The 21,367-nt window shown below is 71.1% G+C and carries 16 protein-coding genes and 2 pseudogenes; 10 read left to right on the forward strand and 8 right to left on the reverse strand.

The window, feature by feature from the left end; all coding sequences use genetic code 11:
- Positions 1–285 precede the first annotated feature (285 nt).
- On the reverse strand, positions 286–2,787 hold the full coding sequence (locus tag ACZ3TS_RS39900; RefSeq protein ID WP_467627349.1) for a SpoIIE family protein phosphatase: 2,502 nt from the start codon (positions 2,785–2,787) through the stop codon (positions 286–288).
- Between the two features lie 147 nt (positions 2,788–2,934).
- Here ACZ3TS_RS39900 and ACZ3TS_RS39905 point away from each other — a divergent pair, with 147 nt between their 5' ends.
- Positions 2,935–3,138, forward strand: a complete 204-nt coding sequence (locus ACZ3TS_RS39905) for a hypothetical protein (RefSeq protein WP_467627351.1) — start codon at positions 2,935–2,937, stop codon at positions 3,136–3,138.
- Positions 3,139–3,225: 87 nt separating this feature from the next.
- Here the strand turns inward: ACZ3TS_RS39905 and ACZ3TS_RS39910 are convergent, their stop codons facing one another.
- Positions 3,226–4,563 (reverse strand): S1 family peptidase, encoded by a 1,338-nt coding sequence (locus tag ACZ3TS_RS39910; RefSeq protein ID WP_467627354.1) that lies wholly within the window; start codon positions 4,561–4,563, stop codon positions 3,226–3,228.
- Between the two features lie 192 nt (positions 4,564–4,755).
- Between ACZ3TS_RS39910 and ACZ3TS_RS39915 the strand changes: the two genes are divergently transcribed.
- The 5 genes from ACZ3TS_RS39915 to ACZ3TS_RS39935 all read left to right on the forward strand — a co-directional run bounded on the left by ACZ3TS_RS39915 (position 4,756) and on the right by ACZ3TS_RS39935 (position 11,828).
- Entirely contained in the window at positions 4,756–5,163 is a 408-nt protein-coding gene (locus ACZ3TS_RS39915; RefSeq protein WP_467627356.1) for a PaaI family thioesterase, read from the forward strand.
- A gap of 495 nt (positions 5,164–5,658) precedes the next feature.
- Positions 5,659–5,874, forward strand: a complete 216-nt coding sequence (locus ACZ3TS_RS39920; RefSeq protein WP_467627358.1) for a type A2 lantipeptide — start codon at positions 5,659–5,661, stop codon at positions 5,872–5,874.
- A gap of 95 nt (positions 5,875–5,969) precedes the next feature.
- A complete protein-coding gene (locus tag ACZ3TS_RS39925; RefSeq protein WP_467627360.1) occupies positions 5,970–6,776 on the forward strand; it encodes a hypothetical protein in 807 nt (268 codons plus the stop codon).
- Positions 6,773–9,010, forward strand: a complete 2,238-nt coding sequence (locus ACZ3TS_RS39930) for an NHLP family bacteriocin export ABC transporter peptidase/permease/ATPase subunit (protein ID WP_467627363.1) — start codon at positions 6,773–6,775, stop codon at positions 9,008–9,010. Before ACZ3TS_RS39925 ends, ACZ3TS_RS39930 begins: the two co-directional genes overlap by 4 nt.
- Position 9,011: 1 nt before the next feature.
- Positions 9,012–11,828: an NHLP bacteriocin export ABC transporter permease/ATPase subunit gene (locus ACZ3TS_RS39935; protein WP_467627365.1), complete on the forward strand. Its 2,817-nt coding sequence runs from the start codon at positions 9,012–9,014 to the stop codon at positions 11,826–11,828.
- A 4-nt stretch (positions 11,829–11,832) separates the two neighbouring features.
- On the opposite strand, the gene ACZ3TS_RS39940 is transcribed toward ACZ3TS_RS39935, so the two are convergent.
- From ACZ3TS_RS39940 to ACZ3TS_RS39950, 3 genes and pseudogenes are all read right to left on the reverse strand, one after another.
- Positions 11,833–12,363, reverse strand: coding sequence for an SRPBCC family protein (locus ACZ3TS_RS39940; protein WP_467627367.1), 531 nt, complete (start codon positions 12,361–12,363; stop codon positions 11,833–11,835).
- A 6-nt stretch (positions 12,364–12,369) separates the two neighbouring features.
- Positions 12,370–12,711, reverse strand: a complete 342-nt coding sequence (locus ACZ3TS_RS39945) for an ArsR/SmtB family transcription factor (protein ID WP_467627369.1) — start codon at positions 12,709–12,711, stop codon at positions 12,370–12,372.
- A gap of 52 nt (positions 12,712–12,763) precedes the next feature.
- Positions 12,764–12,982, reverse strand: a pseudogene (locus ACZ3TS_RS39950) (SDR family oxidoreductase); the annotation flags it as partial.
- A gap of 182 nt (positions 12,983–13,164) precedes the next feature.
- On the opposite strand from ACZ3TS_RS39950, the pseudogene ACZ3TS_RS39955 reads away from it, so the two are divergent.
- Positions 13,165–14,661, forward strand: a pseudogene (locus tag ACZ3TS_RS39955) (MFS transporter).
- Here the strand turns inward: ACZ3TS_RS39955 and ACZ3TS_RS39960 are convergent.
- The 3 genes from ACZ3TS_RS39960 to ACZ3TS_RS39970 form a co-directional block, all read right to left on the reverse strand.
- On the reverse strand, positions 14,662–16,263 hold the full coding sequence (locus tag ACZ3TS_RS39960) for a phosphatase PAP2 family protein (RefSeq protein WP_467627372.1): 1,602 nt from the start codon (positions 16,261–16,263) through the stop codon (positions 14,662–14,664). It lies immediately after the preceding pseudogene.
- A gap of 88 nt (positions 16,264–16,351) precedes the next feature.
- A complete protein-coding gene (locus ACZ3TS_RS39965) occupies positions 16,352–17,875 on the reverse strand; it encodes a glycoside hydrolase family 43 protein (RefSeq protein WP_467627374.1) in 1,524 nt (507 codons plus the stop codon).
- 233 nt (positions 17,876–18,108) lie between these two features.
- Positions 18,109–18,591, reverse strand: a complete 483-nt coding sequence (locus ACZ3TS_RS39970; RefSeq protein ID WP_467627377.1) for a VOC family protein — start codon at positions 18,589–18,591, stop codon at positions 18,109–18,111.
- Between the two features lie 123 nt (positions 18,592–18,714).
- Between ACZ3TS_RS39970 and ACZ3TS_RS39975 the strand changes: the two genes are divergently transcribed.
- From ACZ3TS_RS39975 to ACZ3TS_RS39985, 3 genes are all read left to right on the forward strand, one after another.
- Positions 18,715–19,914: an epoxide hydrolase family protein gene (locus ACZ3TS_RS39975; RefSeq protein ID WP_467627379.1), complete on the forward strand. Its 1,200-nt coding sequence runs from the start codon at positions 18,715–18,717 to the stop codon at positions 19,912–19,914.
- Positions 19,915–20,024: 110 nt separating this feature from the next.
- Complete coding sequence (locus ACZ3TS_RS39980) at positions 20,025–20,672, forward strand: ATP-dependent Clp protease proteolytic subunit (RefSeq protein ID WP_467627381.1); 648 nt, start codon at positions 20,025–20,027, stop codon at positions 20,670–20,672.
- Between the two features lies 1 nt (position 20,673).
- Positions 20,674–21,276, forward strand: a complete 603-nt coding sequence (locus ACZ3TS_RS39985) for a ClpP family protease (RefSeq protein ID WP_467627384.1) — start codon at positions 20,674–20,676, stop codon at positions 21,274–21,276.
- Positions 21,277–21,367 lie beyond the last annotated feature (91 nt).

Here is a 21,367-nt window from a genome sequence, read left to right on the forward strand (position 1 = left end):
CGCACGCTTGCGCAGCTCAACGGGGTAAGGGGAGGGACGTGCCATGACTCAATCCTCTCAGAGAATCGAGCCTCCATTCGACCCGGGGCGATTCACCGATCCTGTGCCCCACACTGGAGGGGTGACGACCGCGCCCCGGTCCCCTCGTCTCCGCAAAGACTGGGACCGGGGCGCCGGTCTGTCTGCTGCCCGAGCGGGGCATGGGGGTTTTCTGGTGGGTGTCGGACATGAGAAGCAGACGCACGCCGTCAGGGTGTCACGGCGCCCCGAGCGCGGCACCCGGCGTCAGGTGCGCGCCGCCGACGGCTCCCGCTCCAGGACGATGTCCGCCCACACCTGCTTGCCTCCGCTGACGGGAAGGCCCCCCCACGCCGCCGACATGGCCTCGACGAGCAGGATGCCGCGGCCGCCCGTCGCCTCCCAGCCGATGCTCGTCGGCTTGACCGGCGTACGTGGTGAGGAGTCGGCGACCGCGATGCGCAGCCGGTGGTTGAACAGGGTGAGGTCGAGGCGGACCTGGCCGTCGGTGTGAACCAGGGCGTTGGTGACGAGTTCGGAGACGACGAGGAGCGCCGTGTCGAGTTCCTCCGTCACGCCCCAGGCGCGCAGGCTGCGCCGGGTGAAGCGGCGGGCGTGCCGGACCGCTTCGGGGACGCGCCACACCGTCCAGCTCTCGCGCAGCGGGCGCACCGCCATCCCGTCGTAGCGCATGAGCAGCAGGGCCACGTCGTCGCTGCGGTTCGCATCGGCGAGCAGGGCGTCCGCGACGAGCCCGAGGTGCCCGGGATCGGCGGCGGACAGCTCGGCGGCCATCCGCGCGAGACCGTCCTCGATGTCGACGTCGGCGGACTCGACCAGCCCGTCGGTGGTCAGGGCGATCACCGTGCCGGGCTGCAGCCGCAGCGGGCTCATCGGGAAGTCGGCCTGGCCGACGACGCCGAGGGGCGGACCGCCCTCCGACTCGGCGATCTCCGTACTGCCGTCCGGTTGCCGCAGTACGGGGGGAAGGTGGCCGGCCCGCACACACCAGGCGGTGCCCTCCTCCATGTCGACGTCGACATAGCAGCAGGTGGCGAAGAGGTCGGACTCCATCTCCACCAGGAGCCGGTTGGCATGCGAGACGACCACGTCCGGGGGGTGTCCTTCGGCGGCGTACGCACGCAATGCCGTGCGCATCTGTCCCATCAGGGCGGCGGCGCCCGCGTTGTGACCCTGTACGTCGCCGATGACGAGGGCGACGTGGTTGTCGGGCAGCGGGATCACGTCGTACCAGTCGCCGCCGAGCTCCAGGCCCGCGGTGGTGGGCAGATAGCGGGCGACGGCGACCGCACCCGGCAACTGGGGCAGGCGCCTCGGGAGGAGGGCGCGCTGGAGCATGCCGATCAGTTCGTGCTCGGCGTCGAAGGCGTGGGCGCGCACCAGCGCCTGTCCGGCGAGGCCCGCCACGGCGGTGAGCAGGGCGCGTTCGTCGGGTCCGAAGTCGTGCGGGCTGTCCCAGCCGACCAGACAGGCACCGGCCATGCTGGCGCCGCCGGGCAGCGGCAGTACGGCCAGGCCGCCGGGGCCGACCTCCGCGAGCGCGGGTTCCAGGTCGGTACCGGCGGGCCAGATCGAGGCACGGCCCTCGCGCAGCGCCGCCGCGAGGGTGGGCATGGCACGCACGGGCGCATCGGGCCACTCCGAACGCCACTCGGTACGCCACAGCTCGGGCCATGCCTCCGGTTCCGGCGGGTCCAGGACGGTGACGACGAGCCGGTCGGACTCCAGCTCGGCGAGAGCTACGCGGTCGGCCTGCAGCGGCTTACGCAGGGCGGCGACCACGGCCTTGCTGACATCGCGGACGGTGCCCGCCGTGGCGAGGGCCGCGGCGAGCCGCTGGATACGGGTGACGTCGCTGACGGCAGGGCGCAGCTTCGAGGCGTCGGCGACGGTGCCGACCAGCCGGGCCGGGCGGCCCTCCCCGGCGGGCAGCAGACGCCCGCGCAGCCGCAGCCACTTCGGCTCGCCCGAGGGCTGGAGGATGCGGAACTCCAGTTCCCGCTCACCGATGGACATGTGGTCGGCCTCGACCACGGACATCAGGGAGGGCACGTCCTCCGGGACGGTCCGGGCCAGAAGGGTCTCGACCCTGCCGTCGAACTCGTCCGGGTCGATGCCGAACAGCTCCAGCATCTCATCGTCGACCTCGACCCGACCGCTGTCCATGGCGAGGCTGAAGGAGCTGCCGCGCAGCTCGCCGGTGCCGCCCTCGGCAGGGGCGGGACCGGTGACGGCATCGGCGAGGAGCTGGAGACAGTCGCGCTCCTCGGCGTCGAAGCCGTCCAGGCTGTCGCTGACGGCGGCCAGACACCCTCCGCCCCGCAGCGGCAGGACGGCCAGCGAGAAGTCCCCGATCGGCAGCCGGTGCGCGTCCGCGCACCGGCCGAGGTCCTCGGCGGTGAGCCACAGGGGCCGGCCGGTGCGGTGCGCCTCCGCCGCGGGGCCTCCTCCGGAAAGGGGGTAGGCGTCGCGCAACCCGTACAGGGTCCGCGGCACACCGACCGACTCGGTGAGGGACAGTTGGCCGTGGTCCTCCACCGGGGTGTAGACGGCGGCGAGGGCCGCTCCGGCGAAGACCAGGGCCTGTTCGAGTATGCGGCGCAGGCGCTCGCGCGGGTCGAGGTCCGTGGTGAGGGTCTTGAGGGCAAGTTCGGCACGGAGCGTTCTCGTTCTGCGTCCCGCAGCGCCCTCACTGCCCACTCTGCCATTACAGCGCTTCCGCGACGCTCGCGCAGCCCCTGTGAACATGCCAGTCCTGGCGTGTCGGGCAGGCGGCGACACGCGGGGCGCCGCGGCCCCCCGCTCCGGCCGTCGTGGCGGCCACAGAGGGTGACCCTTCAAGAGCAGCCTGGATCCGTTCCCCGGCGTATACGCGTTCGCCGTACGCCAGGCTCGGTGCGGGCGCTGTACACCGACGGGCTGATCGAGTCCCGGAGGGACATCGAGGATGCCCTGGAGGAACTCGGCGAGCGGTTCGCACAGGGCGGCGAGGAGCCGCTGGAGGCACCGGCCGACCGGCTGGTGCGGCACACGGCGACGGCCGCGGAGCGGCTGGACGTCGTTGCTTTGCCTCTTTTGCGGGCGCCAACACCCGTGTGAGAGGGGCGGACCGCACCGAACGGTCCGGTCCTCCCGCCGGAGGGCCGGACCGTTTCACTGCCCGGTGGAACCGCTATGGCGTCCCGGTCAGTGGCTCGACACCAGTCCGGACCCGTCGCCCGCGCCGCTGTCCGCCCCCTGGCCGGACTGGTCGGCTGCCCCGCCCGTCTGGTCACCGGGGTTCGCCGCCTGGTCGCCCGCGCCTGACTGGTCCCCCGGGTCCGCGGTGGCACCCGGGTCCGCGCTCTGGTCGCCCGCTCCGCCGGCACCGGCCGCGCCACCCGCGCCCAGCGTCGCGCCGGTCGCCTGGAGTGCCGTGGTGACCGGCTGGAAGAAGGTCTCGCCGCCGGCGGTGCAGTCACCGCTGCCGCCCGAGGTCAGACCGATCGCGCTGCCGTCCTGGGTGAACAGGGAGCCACCGCTGTCTCCGGCCTCGGCGCAGACGTCGGTCTGGATGAGGCCGGTGACGGTGTCGACGCCGCCCGGATCGGTCTCGCTCTGGAAGTTGACGGTGGCGTCCAGGCCGCTAACGGTTCCGTCGTGCAGACCGGTGGTGCTGCCCATCCGGAAGACCTGCTGGCCCACGACCGCGTCCGCGGCCTGGGCGATCTGCACCGTCTGCCCATTGCCGACGTTGACCTCGCTCGGGGCCTGGGTGTTCGGGTCGTCGTACTTGACCAGCGAGAAGTCGCCGTTGCCGGGGAAGGTGGCCTGGTCGACGGTGGCGATCGGCTGGCCGCTTTGGGAGTCGGACCACCGGGCTGCCGCGACTCCGCAGTGACCCGCCGTCAGGAAGGCGGGGCTTCCGTCGCTCGCGGTGACGTTGAAGCCGAGGGAGCAGCGGATGCCGCCGCCGTCGGCCTGGGCGAAGATGGCGTCGCCGCCCGACACGAACGTCTTGAACGTGCCCGCGGACTTCTTGACGGTCGCCACGCCCGAGCCGAGGCTCTTGACCGTCGACTCCAGCGTGTCCCACTGGGAGCCGGTGACGGTGCTGTCGGCGGTGACCCGGATCTCGTTGGTCTCGGGGTCGACGGACCAGGCGGTGCCGGGGATCGTCGCCTTGGTCTTCAGCGTCTTGGCAGCGGCCTGGAGCGTGGCGGTGCTGTTCTCCACCTGGTTGGGGATCGCGCCCGCTTTTCTGATGGTGTTGACGACGTTGCTGTTGTCGCCGACCACGTTGATGACGATCTGCTGCTTGTCCGCGTTGTAGTACGAGCCCGCGAAGGCATCACCCAGCTGCGAGGCCAGCTGCGCGGCGAGGTCCGAGACATCGGCGGCCTTGAACGTCTTCGGGGTGGCGCCTGCCGACGAGTCCGTCTGGGACGCGTTGGCGTTGGGCAGCAGAAGGGCCGCAGCTCCGAGCGCCGCCACGCTTCCCGCCGCGATCGCGGCCTTGCGCTTGGGTATGCGTTTGTGACTCAACTCTTGACCTCCTGGGGACGGGGTGCGTTGCCGCCGTCCGGCAGCTGACTGGGGCGCCTGGATGCCTGTTGATACGCACGTGTCACATGGGGTGTTCAACCGTCCTTGCAACTGCCCGAGTTGGCGTATGCGAAAGCGTGAAATAGGTGGCAAACGCGTCTGCGGGGCCACTGCCGTGGGAAAGAACCACGCATGACGCCAGCCGAAGCCGACAAGATCCTCTCCGAAAACTTCGCCCCCTGGGTGCTCGAACTGGGCCTGACGGTCATGGAGCTGGACGACCGGCGCGCCGTCCTGCGGCTGCCGTGGTCCACGCGGCTGGCCCGGGAGGGCGGCGGACTGTCGGGCCAGGCGCTGATGGCCGCCGCCGACACGGCCACGGTGATCGCCGTCTCGGCGGCGCAAGGCGGTTTCGTGCCGATGTCCACGGTCCAGCAGTCGACGAGCTTCCAGCGCGCGGTCACCGGCGCCGACGTCCTGGTGGAGGCCGTCCTCACCAAGCTCGGCCGGCGCATGGCGTTCGCCGACATCACGATGACCGCGGAGGGTTCGACGCAGACCGCGGCACGGGCGAGCACGGTGTACGCGTTGCTCGGCTGAGCGCGCCCGACCGATACCGACCGGACGTACCCCGAGCACGATCCGCCACCGACCGATAACGGTCAGTCTTCCCCGCAGAGCGGAATCCCGGTTTCAGGGAATCTGCACATCGAATACCCAACCAAGTCACCGTGCACGGCGGATCTGCACGGTCGTACGCCCGGGGCTGCACCTTTGGAGGGGGACTGTCCCATTCGGCCTCGAGGCGGCAAGGGGACCGTGTGCGCCGATACCGCGCAGTATGTGAAGAAGTCGCCACCAAGACGTGCGCACGCCTGCACGGATCACCCCTCGAGAACGCCAAGTTCCCTGGTGGGAGCGGTGGTTGATTGGAATCGCCGAGCGCTGACGTGCTTTGATCCGTTGCACCGCGGGGGCCGCTCCACAGGCTCCCGGCAACGGGTGCCAGGCACCTGCGGACCGCGGCCGACCGTCTGTCCCCAGAGGGGGGCCGCTCTCCCCCTTGTGAATATCCATACGAAGGGAAGTTCCATCATGAACTCCACCCCCCAGGTTGAGACCGCCGAGATCTCGGACGCCGAGCTGGACGCCGTGTCCGGTGGCCTGTCCCTGAACGCCGTGGGCACCGTCACCGGCCTGGTGGACGGCGTCGCCCCGGTTTCCGGCCTGGTCGGCACGGCTGTCAGCACCGTCGAGGGTGTCACCGGCCTGAACACCGCCCCGGTCACCGGGCTGGTCGCCGGTCTCTGAATCGCACCTCGTTCGTGCCGTTGAGTCCCGGAACCGGTTCCCGGTTCCGGGACTCTCGGATGCCGTGAATCTCTCCGACAGGTGAGGGAAGTTCCGTGCAGTTCCGCCAACAGGCCCTCGCCAAGCTGCAGTCACCCGAAGAGCTGGACCTCCCCGTGCGCTTCGCGCGTCCCCAGGGATGGCTCGTGCTCTCCGTGACGGTGGTCGCCATGGCCGCCGCGTCCGTGTGGGCCGTCACCGGCTCGGTGGCCTCCACGGTCAGCGCACCCGCCATCCTCACGCACGGGGAGGGCAGCTACATCCTGCAGAGCCCCGTGGCCGGGCAGGTCACGGCGGTCCTGGCCCAGGAGGGGGAGCGGCTGCCCGCGAACTCGCCCGTCCTCAAGGTCCGTACGAGCCGGGGCGACTCGGTGGTCCGCACGGTGGCGGCGGGCCGTGTCACCGCGCTCGCCGCCACCATCGGCCAGATCATCCAGACCGGGGCGAATGTCGCCGCGGTGGAGAAGGTCGCTCACGCGTCGGACCCGCTGTACGCGACGGTGTACGTCCCCGCCGAGAACGCAGCCTCGATCCCCGCGGACGCCTCCGTCGACCTCACCGTCCAGTCGGTGCCGGCCCAGGAGTACGGCGTGCTGCGCGGCCATGTGAAGTCCGTTGACCGCACGGTCCAGTCGGCCCAGCAGATCGCCGCGTTCCTCGGGGACAGCCAGCTCGGCGAGCAGTTCACCAAGAGGGGTCGGCCGGTGGCCGTACTCGTGCGCCTCGACACGTCGTCCGGCACGAAGAGCGGCTACCGGTGGTCGTCCGCGGACGGCCCCCCGTTCGCCCTCTCCTCCATGACCCTGGCCACGGGATCGATCCGCATGGCCGATCAGCGTCCCATCGATTGGCTCCTGCCGTGACCGCTCCCCAGGACACACTGCCCCCGGTACGGGGCAGACGCCGTGCCGCGCCGGCGCCGAAGCGCCCCGTCCCCAAGGGCAGGCGGAAGACCGTCCGCACACCGACCGTGCTGCAGATGGAGGCCGTCGAGTGCGGCGCCGCCTCCCTGGCGATGGTGCTCGGCCACTACGGCCGGCACATCCCGCTCGAGGAGCTGCGCATCGCCTGCGGAGTCTCCCGCGACGGCTCGCGCGCCAGCAACCTCCTCAAGGCGGCCCGCAGCTACGGTCTGACGGCCAAGGGCATGCAGATGGACACGGTCGCGCTCGCCGAGGTCAAGGCGCCCGCGATCCTGTTCTGGGAGTTCAACCACTACGTCGTCTACGACGGCATGGGCCGCCGCTTCGGCCGCCGGGGCGTGTACGTCAACGACCCCGGAAAGGGCCGCCGTTTCGTCCCGATGGACGACTTCGACAGCAGCTTCACCGGGGTCGTCCTGGTGATGGAGCCGGGCGAGGGCTTCACCAGGGGCGGCCGCAGGCCGGGCATCCTCGGTGCCATGCCGGCCCGGCTGCGCGGCACGTCGGGCACCATGCCCGCCGCCGTCCTGGCAAGCCTGCTCCTGGTGGCGGTCGGCGCCGCGCTGCCCGCGCTGAGCCGCACCTACATCGACATGTTCCTGATCGGCGGGCAGACCTCGCTGCTCGGCGTGCTGTTCACCTCGATGGCCGCCTGTGTGCTGCTCACCGTCGTGCTGACCTGGCTGCAGCAGGCGAACCTGCTGCGCGGCCGGATCATCTCCTCCACGCTCTCCAGCGCCCGCTTCCTGCGGCATCTGCTGCGGCTGCCGGTGACGTTCTTCGCCCAGCGCAGCCCCGCCGACCTGGTGCAGCGGCTCCAGTCCAACGACGCGGTCGCCGAGACCCTGGCCCGCGACCTCGCGGCGGCCGGCGTGGACGCGGTCGTCGTCGTGCTCTACGCGGTGCTGCTGTACACCTACGATCCGCAACTGACGTTCGTCGGCATCGGCGTCGCACTGCTCAATGTGGTGGCGATGCGGATCGTCGTACGGCTGCGGGCCACGCGTACCGCGAAGCTGCGCGCGGACAACGCCCGGCTCACCAACACCGCCTACACCGGGCTTCAGTTGATCGAGACGATGAAGGCGACCGGTGGCGAGGACGGCTACTTCCGCAAGTGGGCGGGACAGCACGCCACCACGCTGGAGGAGCAGCAGCGGCTCGGAGCGCCGAGCGCCTGGCTCGGTGTGGTCGCGCCGACGCTCGCCACCCTCAACAGCGCACTGATCCTGTGGATCGGCGGTCTGCGCGCGGTCGAGGGCCATATCTCGGTGGGTCTGCTGGTCGCCTTCCAGGCCCTGGTGACCCGGTTCACCGCACCGATCACGCGCCTGAACGGGGTCGCGGGCCGCATCCAGGACTTCGCGGCGGACGTGGCCCGGCTGAAGGACGTGGAGAACTTCCAGGCCGACCCGCTGTACGGCCGCACCGGCGCCGGCAGGTCGACCCGGCGGCTGCACGGCCATGTCGAACTGGAGAACATCACGTTCGGCTACAGCCCGCTCGACAAGCCGCTGCTGAGCGGCTTCAACCTGACGGTCGGGCCGGGCCGGCAGGTGGCGCTGGTCGGCGGCTCGGGCAGCGGCAAGTCCACGGTGTCCCGGCTGATCTCGGGTCTGTACGCCCCGTGGGAGGGCGAGATCCGCATCGACGGGCAGCGCCTTGAGGACATTCCGCGCGGCGCGCTCGCCGCCTCCGTCTCCTTCGTCGACCAGGACGTCTTCCTCTTCGAGGGCACGGTCCGCGACAACATTGCGTTGTGGGACCCGTCGATCCCGGACGACGCGGTGGTCGCCGCGCTGCGGGACGCGGCCCTGTACGACGTCGTCATGCGCCGCCCGGGCGGCATCCACAGCCGGGTCGAGCAGGACGGGCGGAACTTCTCCGGAGGCCAGCGCCAACGTCTGGAGATCGCCAGGGCCTTGGTACGCGATCCCAGCATCCTGGTCCTCGACGAGGTGACCAGCGCCCTGGACGCCGAGACCGAGCAGACCGTGATCGACAACCTGCGCAAGCGCGGCTGTGCCTGCGTGGTGATCGCGCACCGGCTCAGCACCGTGCGCGACAGCGACGAGATCGTCGTGCTCCAGCACGGCACGATCGTCGAACGCGGGCGGCACGACGCCCTGGTGGCGGCCGGCGGGGCGTATGCCGAGCTGGTCAGGGAGCGATGAGATGACGGCGGTTCACGAGGGCGACCTCGTCCTCAACGCTCTCGGGCAGATGGGGGCCCCGGTCGACTGTTCCGGCATGGGCCGGCTCGACCTGGAGGGGCCGCAGGTCCTGTGGCTGGTCGCGTCCGGTGCGCTGGACCTGTTCGCCGTGGACGCCGCCGTGCAGGGCCACTGGCATCACCTCGGCCGCCTCGAGGCGGGCTCCCTGCTGCTCGGCCCGGTCGCGGGCCCCCAGCACACCCTGGTCGCCCGCCCGGTGCGCGACTGCGTGGTACGCCGCATCCAGCTGCGCGAGCTCTACCAGCCCGTCGACACGCAGACCTGGTCGTACGACGAGTACGGCAACCCCCAGTACGTGCCGCCGACGACGAGCCCGCTGGAGTACGCCCTCGCCCTGGGCGTCGGCCGCGGGCTGTCGATCCTCTTCCAGGCGCCGATGGCCACAGAACGGGCCGCCGAGATCACCGACGACGACGTGTTCTGGATGCAGGTGCCGCCGGGCAGCGTCCAGTACGGCTCCCTGTACGGAGCGGAGGCCGCTGCCGACCTGCTGATGGACCCCGCGGTCTGGCAGGGCATGGTCGACCAGCAGTACCGCCTCCTCACCACCCTCGACCGCTGGATCGAGCAGCTGGAGCGCACGCACGAGACCCGTACGGCCGCGGGCATCAAGGCGGGCGAGGCAGTCCGCGCCCAGGCCGACCGGACCCTTCTCGCCTCCATCGGCAAGTCGTCGGCGAAGCGCACCACGGCGGCCGACGCCGACGCCACCCACGCGGCCTGCAAGCTGGTGGCACGCGCCGCCGGCATCACACTCGCCGAGCCCGCGCAGAGCGGCACCGAGAGCGACCGCCTCGACCCGGTCGAGCGCATCGCGATCGCCTCCCGCGTGCGCACCCGGGCGGTGCGGCTCGACGGACGCTGGTGGCACGACAACGTCGGCCCGCTGGTGGGCCACCGGGCCCTGTCGGGCGGACCGGTCGCGCTGCTGTGGCGGCGTGGCGGGTATGTCGCCGTCCAGCCGTCGTCCGGGCGCGAGACACCGATCGAGAAGGCGAACGCGGCGGAGTTCGAGCCCCGGGCGGTGATGTTCTACCGTCCGCTGCCCGAACAGCGGCTGAGCCCGCTTCGGCTGCTGCGCTTCAGCATGTGGGGCACGCGGGGCGATCTGCTGGGTCTTGTGCTCAGTGGTCTGGTCACCGTCGCCATCGGCGCGCTGGTGCCGATCGCCACCGGCAAGGTGCTGGGCGAGTACGTGCCGAAGGCTCAGGAGGGCCTGATCGTCCAGGTCTGCCTCGCCCTCATGGCCACCGGTGTGGTGGCGGCGGCGTTCATGCTGCTGGAGAACCTGACCATTCTGCGCCTGGAGGGGCGGATCGAGGCGACGCTACAGCCGGCGGTCTGGGACCGGCTGCTGCGGCTGCCGACGAAGTTCTTCGCGGATCGTTCCACCGGCGAACTGGCCAGCGCGGCCATGGGCGTCAGCGCCATCCGCCGGCTCCTCGCCGGAGTCGGCCCGGTGGTCGCCCAGTCGGTCACGGTGGGCGCCATGAACCTGGGACTGCTGCTCTGGTACAGCGTGCCCATGGCGCTGGCGGCGATCGGCATGCTCGTCGTGATCGGCGGGGTGTTCCTGGGGCTCGGGCTGTGGCAGGTGCGCTGGCAGCGGCGGCTGGTCCAGCTCAGCAACAAGCTGAACAACCAGGCGTTCCAGACCCTGCGCGGTCTGCCCAAGCTGCGGGTCGCGGCGGCCGAGAACTACGCGTACGCCGCCTGGGCGCGGGAGTTCGCCCGCAGCCGTGAGCTGCAGCAGAAGGTGGGCCGGATCAAGAACCTCACGACGGTGCTGGGCGCGGTCTACCTGCCGCTGTGCTCACTGCTGCTGTTCATGCTGCTCGCGGGTCCGGCCAAGGGGACGCTCACGGCCGCCGACTTCCTGACCTTCAACACCTCGGTGACCATGCTTCTGACCTCGGTCACCCAGCTGACCGGCGCGTTCGTCTCGGCGGTGGCAGCGCTGCCGCTGTTCGAGGAGATCAGGCCGGTGCTGGACGCGAAGCCCGAGGTGCGCACGGCGAGTACCCGGCCGGGTGTCCTGTCCGGCGGTATCGAGGCGCGCCGGCTGTCGTTCCGGTACTCCGACGACGGCCCCCTGGTCCTCGACGACGTCTCCTTCGAGATCCGCCCGGGCGAGTTCGTCGCGATCGTGGGTCCCAGCGGCTGCGGCAAGTCCACGCTGCTGCGCCTGCTGATCGGCTTCGACAGGCCGGTCACGGGCAACGTCCTGTACGACGGACAGGACCTCGCGGCGCTCGACCAGTCGGCAGTCCGCCGCCAGTGCGGGGTGGTGCTCCAGCACGCGCAACCGTTCACGGGTTCGATCCTGGACGTCATCTGCGGCACCGAGCCGTACACGCCGGAGGAGGCGATGGCGGCGGCCGAGATGGCGGGCCTCGCCGAGGACATCAAGCGGATGCCGATGGGTCTGCACACCATCGTCCAGGGCAGCGGCGCGATCTCCGGCGGTCAGCGTCAGCGCCTGATGATCGCGCAGGCGCTGATCCGCCGGCCGCGCATCCTGTTCTTCGACGAGGCGACGAGCGCGCTGGACAACGAGACCCAGCGCAAGGTCATCGAGTCCACCCGTGCCCTCAACGCCACCCGGATCGTGATCGCCCACCGCCTGTCCACGGTCCTGGACGCGGACCGCGTCATCGTGATGGAGGACGGCAAGGTCGCCCAGCAGGGGCCGCCCGCCGAGCTCCTCGCGGACACCAGCGGCCGGCTGCACGAACTGGTGCGGCGCCAGATGGCGTGAGCGGTCAGTCGCCCGCGCCGGGGATCGGCGCTCCCGACGGGATCCCGGCCCGGACGTAGCCCTCGTAGAACTCCTTCCAGGGGGCGTTCGTCCCGGCGTGGGGGCCCTCGAAGCGCTCGCCGCGGGCCTTGGCGTCCAGAGCCGAGAGGCAGACCTCCCAGCCCGCGCCGTTGCGCGCGGCGGTGTTCTGGGCGCCCAGGACGTTGGTGAGCGTGAAGCGGGTGCGCTTGTCGTCCAGCTCCTCCAGGTCGAAGCGCAGCTCGTCGCCGCCCCACTCGAAGGAGAGGTGCCGGGGCGTGTCGACGGTCACGACCGTGCCCGTCGACTCGGGCATGTTGGGGTCCCCGCTGAACCTGACGGTGCCACCGGGGCGCAGGTCGAACTCGGCGCGGGAGGGGAACCACTGGGCGAGTTCGTCGGGATCGGTGACGAACCGCCAGACGCGGTCGATCGGATGGTCGTAGACGCGGCTGAAGCGGACGGCGGGGCGGCCGTCGTCGAGGGTGAGGTACGTGCCGGTGAGGTCGGCGGCCATGGGGGATCAGTCCTTCGGGGAGGGGTCGTCGGTGCCGTCCGACGTCTCGTCGAGCCGCCGCCCCAGCGCGTCCAGACTGGCGTTCCACAGGGTGCGGTAGGGCGCGAGCCAGGTGTCGAGTGCGGCGATCGGGGCCGGGTCGAGCGCGTACACCCGGCGCTGCGCGTCCTGTCGTACGCGCACCAGCCCCGCGTCGCGCAGCACCTTCAGGTGCTTCGACGTGCCCGGCTGGCTGAGACCGCACGCCTCGACGATCTCACCGACGGGCCGCGGCCGCTCCAGGAGCAGCGCGACGATGGCCCGTCGGTGGGGATCGGCGAGTGCGGTCCACAAGGAGGCATCGGACACGCCAGTAATATTCCCCCTCGGTTATATTCCTGTCAAGGAATGTTCGGTCGGCTCAGACGGCGGCCCATCCGCCGTCGACGGGCAGGATCGCACCGTTGACGTTGCTCGCGGCGCCCGAGGCGAGGAACTCGATCGCGGCCGCCTGCTCGTCGGCCTCCGACGGACGACCGGCGTTCTGCAGGGAGGAGAAGACGACGGACGGGCCGTGCGCGCCCTCCTCCGCATCGACACGGATGTTGGTGGCGGTTCCGCCCGGGGCGATGGCGTTCGCGCAGGCCGGCCCGCCGGGCCGAGGTCTGAACGGACGGCACCCACCGGCCGCCGCGGTGTGATCCAGCACACCCACTCATCGAAACGTTGCCGTTTCGCGGGAACGGCTCTAGGCTCGAAGTGTACGAAACAGTTTCGTTTACGAAGTTGTAACCCGAGCGACTTTCCCTGGAGCGGTTCTCCATGTCCCAGAAGGTGAAGGACGGCACCCTCGCGGGCGCCGTCGAAGCACCACCGGCGGCGTCGCCGAAGCGGTGGTGGGTCTCGCGATCATCGCGGTAGCCCAGCTGATGGTGGTGCTGGACGCCACCATCGTGAACATCGCCCTGCCGTCCGCCCAGAAGGACTTGGGCTTCTCCGACGGCAACCGGCAGTGGATCGTCACCGCGTACGCGCTGGCGTTCGCCTCACTGCTGCTGCTCGGCGGACGGATCGCGGACCTGTTCGGCGCAAGCCCGCCTTCCTTGTCGGCGTCGTGGGCTTCGCCGCGGCCTCGGCACTCGGCGGGGCCGCGACCGGCTTCGGCGTGCTGGTCACCGCCCGCGCACTGCAGGGCGTCTTCGGAGCACTCCTCGCACCGGCGGCCCTGTCGCTGCTGAACACGACCTTCACGGACGCCCGCGAGCGCGCGAGGGCCTTCAGCGTGTACGGCGCGATCGCGGGCGCCGGCGGCGCGGTCGGACTGCTGCTCGGCGGTGTGCTGACCGACGCGCTCGACTGGCGCTGGACCCTCTACGTGAACGTGGCCATCGCCGTAGTCGCCTTCGTGGGCGGCTGGATCCTGCTCGGCAACCACCGCGACGCCGCGAACTCCAAGCTCGACGTGCCGGGCACCGTCCTGGTCGCCGGCGGTCTCCTCTCCCTGGTCTATGGCTTCTCCAACGCCGAGACCCACGACTGGGGCTCCCCGCTGACCTGGGGCTACCTGATCGCGGGCGGTGTGCTGCTCGCGGCCTTCGCCTGGTGGCAGACCCGTGCCGCGCACCCGCTGCTCCCGCTGCGCGTGCTGCTCGACCGCAGCCGCGGAGCCTCGTTCCTCGCGGTGCTGATCACCGGTGCGGGCATGTTCGGCGTGTTCCTCTTCCTCACCTACTACCTGCAGCTGAACCTGGGCTTCAGCCCGACGAAGACCGGTGTGGCGTTCCTGCCGATGGTCGGGGCGCTGATGGTCACGGCGCAGCTGGGCACACCGTTATGCTGCCCCGGATCGGCCCGAAGGCCGTCATCCCGCTGGGCTTCGCGGTCGCCACGGCCGGCATGGCCTGGCTGACGGGCATCGGGCTCGGCTCGCACTACGCGAGCGCGGTACTGCCGCAGACGATCGTGACCGGCCTGGGCCTCGGTCTGGTGATGCCGTCGGCGATGCAGCTCGCCACCGGCGGAGTGGCGGCCGAGGACGCGGGTGTCGCTTCCGCGACGGTCAACGCGATGCAGCAGGTGGGCGGTTCGATCGGCACGGCGCTGCTGAACACACTGGCCGCGAGCGCAGCGACCGACTACCTCGCCGGCAAGGACCCGACCGACAAGCTCGCCCGGGCGCAGGCGACCATCGAGAGCTACACCACGGCCTTCTGGTGGTCGGCGGGTCTGTTCGCGGCAGGCGCGGTCATCGCGTTCCTGCTCTACCGCCGTGGCGCGCAGCAGCCCGGGCCCGAGGACGCCCCGGTCATCCACATGTGATCAGTCCTCCGAGGCCGAGGGGCCGCCGTCCGCAGGGAGACGGCGGCCCCGCTCGCTGTTCTGGTAGCGGGCGACCGCGGCGGCGAGGCGTGCCTGCTGGGCGATCTCGTTCCCCGGCACGGCGGGCCGGTAGACGACGAGCGCCCGGCGCCGCTTCTCCAGCCGCAGCGCGCCGGTGGCCGCGACGACCTCACCGTCGTACGCGAACGTGTCCGCGCCCCTGAGGTCCTCCACCTGGGCCCAGGTCACCCGTTCGGCGCGGTAGACCCGGGAACTGCGGAGGGCACCGGCGACCGCCGAGACGACCACCCGGGTACGTGCCAGCCGGTGGTCGCCGTCGATCAGGCGCAGATCGAGCAGCCCGTCGTCGAGGCACGGTCTGAAGGCGGGCGCGAAACCGTCCGGGACATAGCGGCAGTTGCCGGCGAACAGCAGCCACAGCCGGCGCGGACGGCCGTTGAGGCAGAGTTCGACGGGGGTCGCGGTGCGCAGCACCCGGATGAGTGCCAGGGCGGCGGCCGGCCACTTGCCCCATCGCCGCTCCAGGCGCTCGCGGAGGCGCACGAGGTCGGGGTAGAGGCCGATGCTGAAGGTGTTCAGGAACTCGACGGGCTGCCTGCTGGTGGCCTGGTCCGTCAGGGACACGGCCACCGCCATGTCCACGCCGACGGCGTCGCCTCGGACGACCGCTGCCGCGGTGTCCTCGGGGTGCGGTACGCCGACGTCGAGGGCGAAGTGGTTGAGGGTGCCGCCGGGAAACACCGCGAGGGGCAGCCCGGCCCGGGCGGCCGCCCGGGCCGCGGCGTTGACGGTGCCGTCCCCGCCGAACACGCCCAGCGCTCCGCCGCGTTCGACAGCGCGGCGGACCGCCCGGTCGAGCAGTCCGGCGAAGTCGTCGTCCGGGCCGCACTCGACGAGTTCGGCGCGGGGCAGCAGTTCGGCGAGGAGCACGGCGGGCGGCAGTGCGGCGGGCGGTACCCCCGTTCCGGCGCGGGCGTTGACGAAGACGACGAGCCCGTCGCCGTCGGGCAGGGCGGGCGCCCGGGCCGGCGGCCGCTCCGGCTCGGGATTCACCTGGCGCGGCGGCCACCAGCGGCAGGTGAGCGCCGCGGCCCCGATGCCGATCGCCGTCCCGGCCAGGACGTCCCCCGGATAGTGCACGCCGACGTAGACGCGGGAGAAGGCGACGGCCGCGGCGATGGGGGCCACCAGGGCGCCGTACCGGGTGGATTCGAGGGCGACCCCGGTGACGAAGGCCGCGGCCGAGGCGGAGTGGCCGGAGGGGAAGGACGTGGTCCGCGGCTGCCGGGTGAGATGGCGGACCGGCGGTACGAGGCCGAGGAGCGGCCGCGGGCGCCGGGCGCTCCCCTTGACGACGGTGTTGACGGTGAGCGAGGCGAGCGCGAGCGAACCGACGCCGCGCAGGGCGGCGCGCCGGGCGGTGTGGCCCCCGAGCACCGTGAGCCCGGCCGCCGCCCCGAGCCACAGCAGGCCGTGGTCGGCGGAATGGCTGAGCCGGGTCAGGGCGGGATCGGCCCCGGGCACACGGGCGGTGGCGACCTGGGTGAACAGCCGCTGGTCCAACTCGCCGAGGAAGCGCATGCTCCACGGCTACCGGGAAGGCACCGCACGGGCATCCGGGGTGCCCCCAACCGGTGACGGGACTGCTCCGGGCGGCTGAGTCCCAGTCCTACGCGCCGGCCGTCGGCTCGTACTCGAACCAGTCGACGGCCACGCTGCCCCGGGTGGCGTACATGCCGATCACCCGGCCGGTGAACCCCGTGGCGACCTGGGTGGAAAGGTACCGGCCGTCGAGTTCGGCCAGCAGCACGGGCGTCCGACCGCCGAGCGAGAAGGTGATCGTGTCCGGTCCGCCCGCCCTGACGCCGAGCGCCTCGCCCTTCGCCCGCTCGGCGGCGGTGACGGTGGGCGGCAGCACGTCGGTCGTGCGGATGTCGACGGCCAACATCACTTCTCCGGGCGGTACTTGATGCCGCGCCAGGCACTGACGCACCGGCCCGATGCGGGCGAGCACGCTCACGGTTTCCCCACTCACCTCGATGTCGTAGTGGTGGGCCTCGTCCATGCGGACGGACAGGCCTCCCTGGCCGGCAACGGAGTCCATGCGGACTGCCACCCTGCAGTCGGCATGCTGCTGCCGACGGCCGACGAAGGTGTGTCCCGCGCGGTCGAGGCTCTCCCCGGTGGCGTTCAGGGTCAGCCACCCCGGCCGTTCCTTCAGCGACCACGAGCCGTCCGGCCTGCGGCGCGGGGAGATCCAGTACGGCGCGAGGTCCGCGGTGTCGAAGTCGTCCCGTACGGACGGGGGTTCGAACCGGTGCCAGGCCGCCGGGGCCGGGTGCAGCTCACGCACCGGTCCGACCCGGGGCCACCCGTCCACCCACTCCACCGGCGTCAGAAAGGTCTCGCGGCCAAGGACGTGGAATTCGGGGAAGTAACCCCGGGGTCGCGTGCCCAGCAGCAGCATCCACCACGTGCCGTCGGCCGCCGACACCAGATCGGCGTGGCCGGTGCTCTGGATCGGCAGGTCGGTGCTGCGGTGCGAGAGGATCGGGTTGGCCGGGGCCGGCTCGTAGGGTCCACGCGGCGAGCGGGCTCGCGCGATCGACACGCTGTGCCCGTGCGCGGTGCCGCCCTCGGCCAGCATCAGGTACCACCACTCACCGATGTGGTACAGGTGCGGCGCCTCGGGATGCTGCAGTCCCGTACCCGACCAGACGGGCAGCGGTCCTTCCAGCACGGCGCCGGTCGCCGGATCGATCCGGGCGACCTGAACACCGGCCACGGCACACCAGCACGAGCCGTCCTCGTCCCAGGCGAGGTCAGGGTCGATGCCCGGAAGGGCCACCGGAACGGGGTCCGACCACGGGCCCTCGGGGCGTTCGCTGCTGACGATGAAGTTGCCCTTGCCGCCGACCTCCGTGGTGATCACGTAGAAGCGGCCGTCGTGGTGCCGGATCGTGGGCGCGTAGATGCCGGCCGAGGCCGGTACCTCCTCCGGCAGGTCCAACTGCCCGGGCCGGTCCAGGACGTTGCCGATCTGCCGCCAGTGCACGAGATCCCGGCTGTGGAAGAGGGGGACGCCGGGGAAGTACTCGAAACTGGAGCACACGAGGTAGTAGTCCCCGCCGACTCGGCACACGCTGGGGTCGGGATGGAACCCACCGATCACGGGGTTGGCGTACGTCCGCATGCGTGCAGCAGCCCTTCCACGAGCGTCAGCTTTCGAAAGTTTCGAACTTGTGAACGAACCTTACGGACGCGGACTCTAGGGCCCGCCAGGCATCTGGGCAAGGAGGAGGTACGGGCACCGGTACGTCATGGCCCGAGGAGCGGGCGCGAGCTGCGGCGACCGGGGCCGGCGGCGACCGCACGGCGGGCGGCCGGCTCACCCGTCAGGGGCGGGCCGACCGCGGCTTGGTACCGCTATTCGCCCGCGTACGCCTTCTCCAGGGCGGCGATGTCGAGCTTGCCCATCGAGAGCATCGCGCGTGTAGTGCGGGCCGCCTTCTCGGAGTCCGGGTCGCCGATCATGTCGATGAGCCCGTCCGGGATCACCTGCCAGGACACGCCGTACTTGTCCTTGAGCCAGCCGCAGGAGCCCGGCTCGCCGCCACCCTCTGTGAGCTTGCTCCAGTAGTAGTCGACCTCCTCCTGGTTGTCGCAGTAGATCTGGAAGGAGATCGCCTCGTTGAACGTGAACTGCGGGCCGCCGTTCAGCGCGACGAACTTGTGGCCATTGGCCACGAAGTCGACGGCGATCACGGAGCCGGCGGGGCCCGGCCCGGCCTCCGTGTAGCGGCCGATCCGCCCGATGCTGGAGTTCTTGAAGATCGAGACGTAGTAGTGCGCGGCCTCCTCGGCCTGGCCGTCGAACCAGAGACAGGTGGTGAATCCTGCGGTGGCCATGAGTACCTCCTGGAGCGTGGGACGCGGTCACGAGTGTCGACCGATCCTCGCCCCGGAACTCATCGGTCGGGCCGCGTACTAATTCGGATGGCGCTCCCACCGCCCCGAACTAGCATCCCGACCATGACGTCATCGCCCCCCGAGAGCATCCGGCCCTTCCGTCTCGCGATCCCCCAGAGCGACCTCGCCGACCTGCACGACCGCCTCGACCGCACCCGCTGGCCCGACGAACTGCCCGGAGTGGGATGGGCGTACGGGGTTCCCCGCGACTATCTGCAGGAGCTCGTACGGTACTGGCGCCACGACTACGACTGGCGGGCCGCCGAGGCGAGGCTGAACGAATGGCCCCAGTTCACGACGGAGATCGACGGAGCGCACATCCGCTTCGCTCACATCCGCTCCCCGGAGCCGGACGCCACCCCGCTGATCATCACCCACGGCTGGCCCGGCTCGATCGTTGAGTTCCTCGACATCGTCGGGCCGCTGACCAACCCGGCCGCCCATGGCGGGGATCCCGCCGACGCGTTCCACGTCGTGGTGCCGAGCATCCCGGGATTCGGGCTGTCCGGGCCGACCCGGGACACCGGCTGGGAGGCGGGCCGGGTCGCCGACGCATGGGTCGAACTGATGGGACGTCTCGGCTACCGGCGGTTCGGCGCACAGGGCGGAGACTGGGGCGCGGTAATCTCCCGCGAGTTGGGCCGCGCCCACCCCGACCGGGTGATCGGCGTCCACCTCAACCTGCTGCCGGGAGCACAGCAGCTCACCGAGCCGACCCCCGACGAACTCGCCGCACTCGGCCCCGAGGAGCGGGAGCGCACCCTCACCTCCTGGCGCCGCTGGGACGCGTGGCAGCGCGAGGGCGCGGGGTACGCGATCCTGCACTCGACCCGCCCGCAGACCCTCGCGTACGCGCTCACGGACTCGCCCGTCGGCCAACTGGCCTGGATCGTGGAGAAGTTCCGGGAGTGGACGGACTCCGAGGAACTGCCGGAGGAGGCCGTCGACCGAAACCGGCTGCTCACCAACGTGATGCTGTACTGGCTGACCGGAACCGCCGGTTCGTCCTCCCGGATCTACTACGAGCGGGGCCATGCGTCAGGCCGATCGGCCGCACCCACCGAGCCGTCGACCGCACCCACCGCGCTCGCCGTGTTCCCGGCCGAGATCCAGGTTCCGCTGCGGCACAGGGCGGACCGCACCGAGAACATCGTGCGCTGGACGGAGTTCGACCGTGGTGGGCACTTCGCCGCGATGGAGGAGCCCGACCTGCTGGTCGACGACGTCCGCGCCTTCTTCCGGCAGCTGCGCGAGAAGGGCTGAGCGCGGACTCTGCCCGTGGCGAATCTGCGGCGGGCAGAGAAACCGCGTCCGGACACCGCGCGCGGTCAACAGTGGAGTCGACGGCATCCACGTCAGAACAAGGAGACCTGATGACTCCACTGCCTCCCCTCATCTCTCCCTCGCCCCGCGCGGAGGAGGGCGACACCCCACCCAGCCGCTTCGACGACCATCTCGCCGCGCAACTGCTCGCCCAGCGGATCGTCTTCCTGGGCACGCAGGTCGACGAGGTGTCGGCCAACCGGGTGTGCGCGCAGCTGCTCCTGCTGTCGGCCGAGGACCCGCGCACCGACATCAGCCTGTACATCAACAGTCCGGGCGGGTCGGTCACCGCGGGGCTCGCCATCTACGACACCATGCGGCTCATCCCCAACGACGTGTCGACGCTGGCGATGGGCTTCGCGGCCAGCATGGGACAGTTCCTGCTCACGGTGGGGACGCGCGGCAAACGATTCGCGCTGCCGAACGCGCGGATCATGATGCACCAGCCCTCCGCGGGCATCGGCGGCACCACCGCCGACATCGAGATCCAGGCGGAGAACCTGGAGTTCACCAAGAGGGCCATCGAGCGGATCACCGCCGAGCACACCGGGCAGAGCGAGGAGACCATCGCAGGGGACGGAGACCGGGACCGCTGGTTCACGGCGGAGCAGGCCAGGGAGTACGGGATGGTGGACCGGGTCGTGGAGTCGCTCGCCGACGTCCGCCCGGCCGCCTCGCGCCGACGGATGGGGTTGTGACATGGGGTCGTACACGGTTCCGTACGTCGTCGAGCGGACCGCGCAGGGCGAGCGGTCGTACGACGTCTTCAGCCGGCTGCTCAACGAACGGATCATCTTCCTCGGCACCGAGATCGACGACGGCGTCGCGAACGTCGTCATCGCGCAACTCCTGCATCTGGAGTCGGCGAACCCGGAGCACGAGATCTCGATCTACATCAACTCGCCTGGGGGATCGTTCACTTCGCTGATGGCGATCTACGACACGATGACTTTCGTACAGGCCCCGATCTCCACGTTCTGCGTCGGCCAGGCCGCCTCCACGGCGGCGGTGCTGCTGGCCGGCGGAGACCCCGGGCGGCGGTTCGTGCTCCAGCACGCCCGCGTGCTGCTCGGCCAGCCGGCCAGCGGTGGTCGGCAGGGCACGGTCTCGGACCTCAGCCTCCAGGCGAAGGAGATGGTCCGTATCCGCGCCCAGGTGGAGGAGGTGCTCTCCCGCCACACCCACCACGACGTGACGACGCTGCGGGCCGACATGGACCGGGACAAGGTCTTCACCGCCGAGGAGGCCGTCGCGTACGGGCTCGCGGACGAGGTACTGAGCCGGAGGCTCGCGTTCGTCTGATTCGAAAATCCCCCGTCCCGTGTCCGTAGTCGCTGGTCAGGCAGCTCCTTCTGCTTGGAGGGTCACTTGGTAACCGAGTTGGTTGAGCTGG

This window comes from Streptomyces sp. NPDC022910 (genome assembly GCF_055561075.1).

What these genes read in the sequence shown, in the direction of transcription:
- ACZ3TS_RS39900 (WP_467627349.1), bottom strand. Translation starts at nt 2,787, where the DNA reads ATGTTCACAGGGGCTGCGCGAGCGTCGCGGAAGCGCTGTAATGGCAGA.
- ACZ3TS_RS39915 (WP_467627356.1), top strand. Translation starts at nt 4,756, where the DNA reads ATGACGCCAGCCGAAGCCGACAAGATCCTCTCCGAAAACTTCGCCCCC.
- ACZ3TS_RS39920 (WP_467627358.1), top strand. Translation starts at nt 5,659, where the DNA reads ATGAACTCCACCCCCCAGGTTGAGACCGCCGAGATCTCGGACGCCGAG.
- ACZ3TS_RS39935 (WP_467627365.1), top strand. Translation starts at nt 9,012, where the DNA reads ATGACGGCGGTTCACGAGGGCGACCTCGTCCTCAACGCTCTCGGGCAG.
- ACZ3TS_RS39940 (WP_467627367.1), bottom strand. Translation starts at nt 12,363, where the DNA reads ATGGCCGCCGACCTCACCGGCACGTACCTCACCCTCGACGACGGCCGC.
- ACZ3TS_RS39960 (WP_467627372.1), bottom strand. Translation starts at nt 16,263, where the DNA reads ATGCGCTTCCTCGGCGAGTTGGACCAGCGGCTGTTCACCCAGGTCGCC.
- ACZ3TS_RS39965 (WP_467627374.1), bottom strand. Translation starts at nt 17,875, where the DNA reads ATGCGGACGTACGCCAACCCCGTGATCGGTGGGTTCCATCCCGACCCC.
- ACZ3TS_RS39970 (WP_467627377.1), bottom strand. Translation starts at nt 18,591, where the DNA reads ATGGCCACCGCAGGATTCACCACCTGTCTCTGGTTCGACGGCCAGGCC.
- ACZ3TS_RS39975 (WP_467627379.1), top strand. Translation starts at nt 18,715, where the DNA reads ATGACGTCATCGCCCCCCGAGAGCATCCGGCCCTTCCGTCTCGCGATC.
- ACZ3TS_RS39980 (WP_467627381.1), top strand. Translation starts at nt 20,025, where the DNA reads ATGACTCCACTGCCTCCCCTCATCTCTCCCTCGCCCCGCGCGGAGGAG.
- ACZ3TS_RS39985 (WP_467627384.1), top strand. Translation starts at nt 20,674, where the DNA reads ATGGGGTCGTACACGGTTCCGTACGTCGTCGAGCGGACCGCGCAGGGC.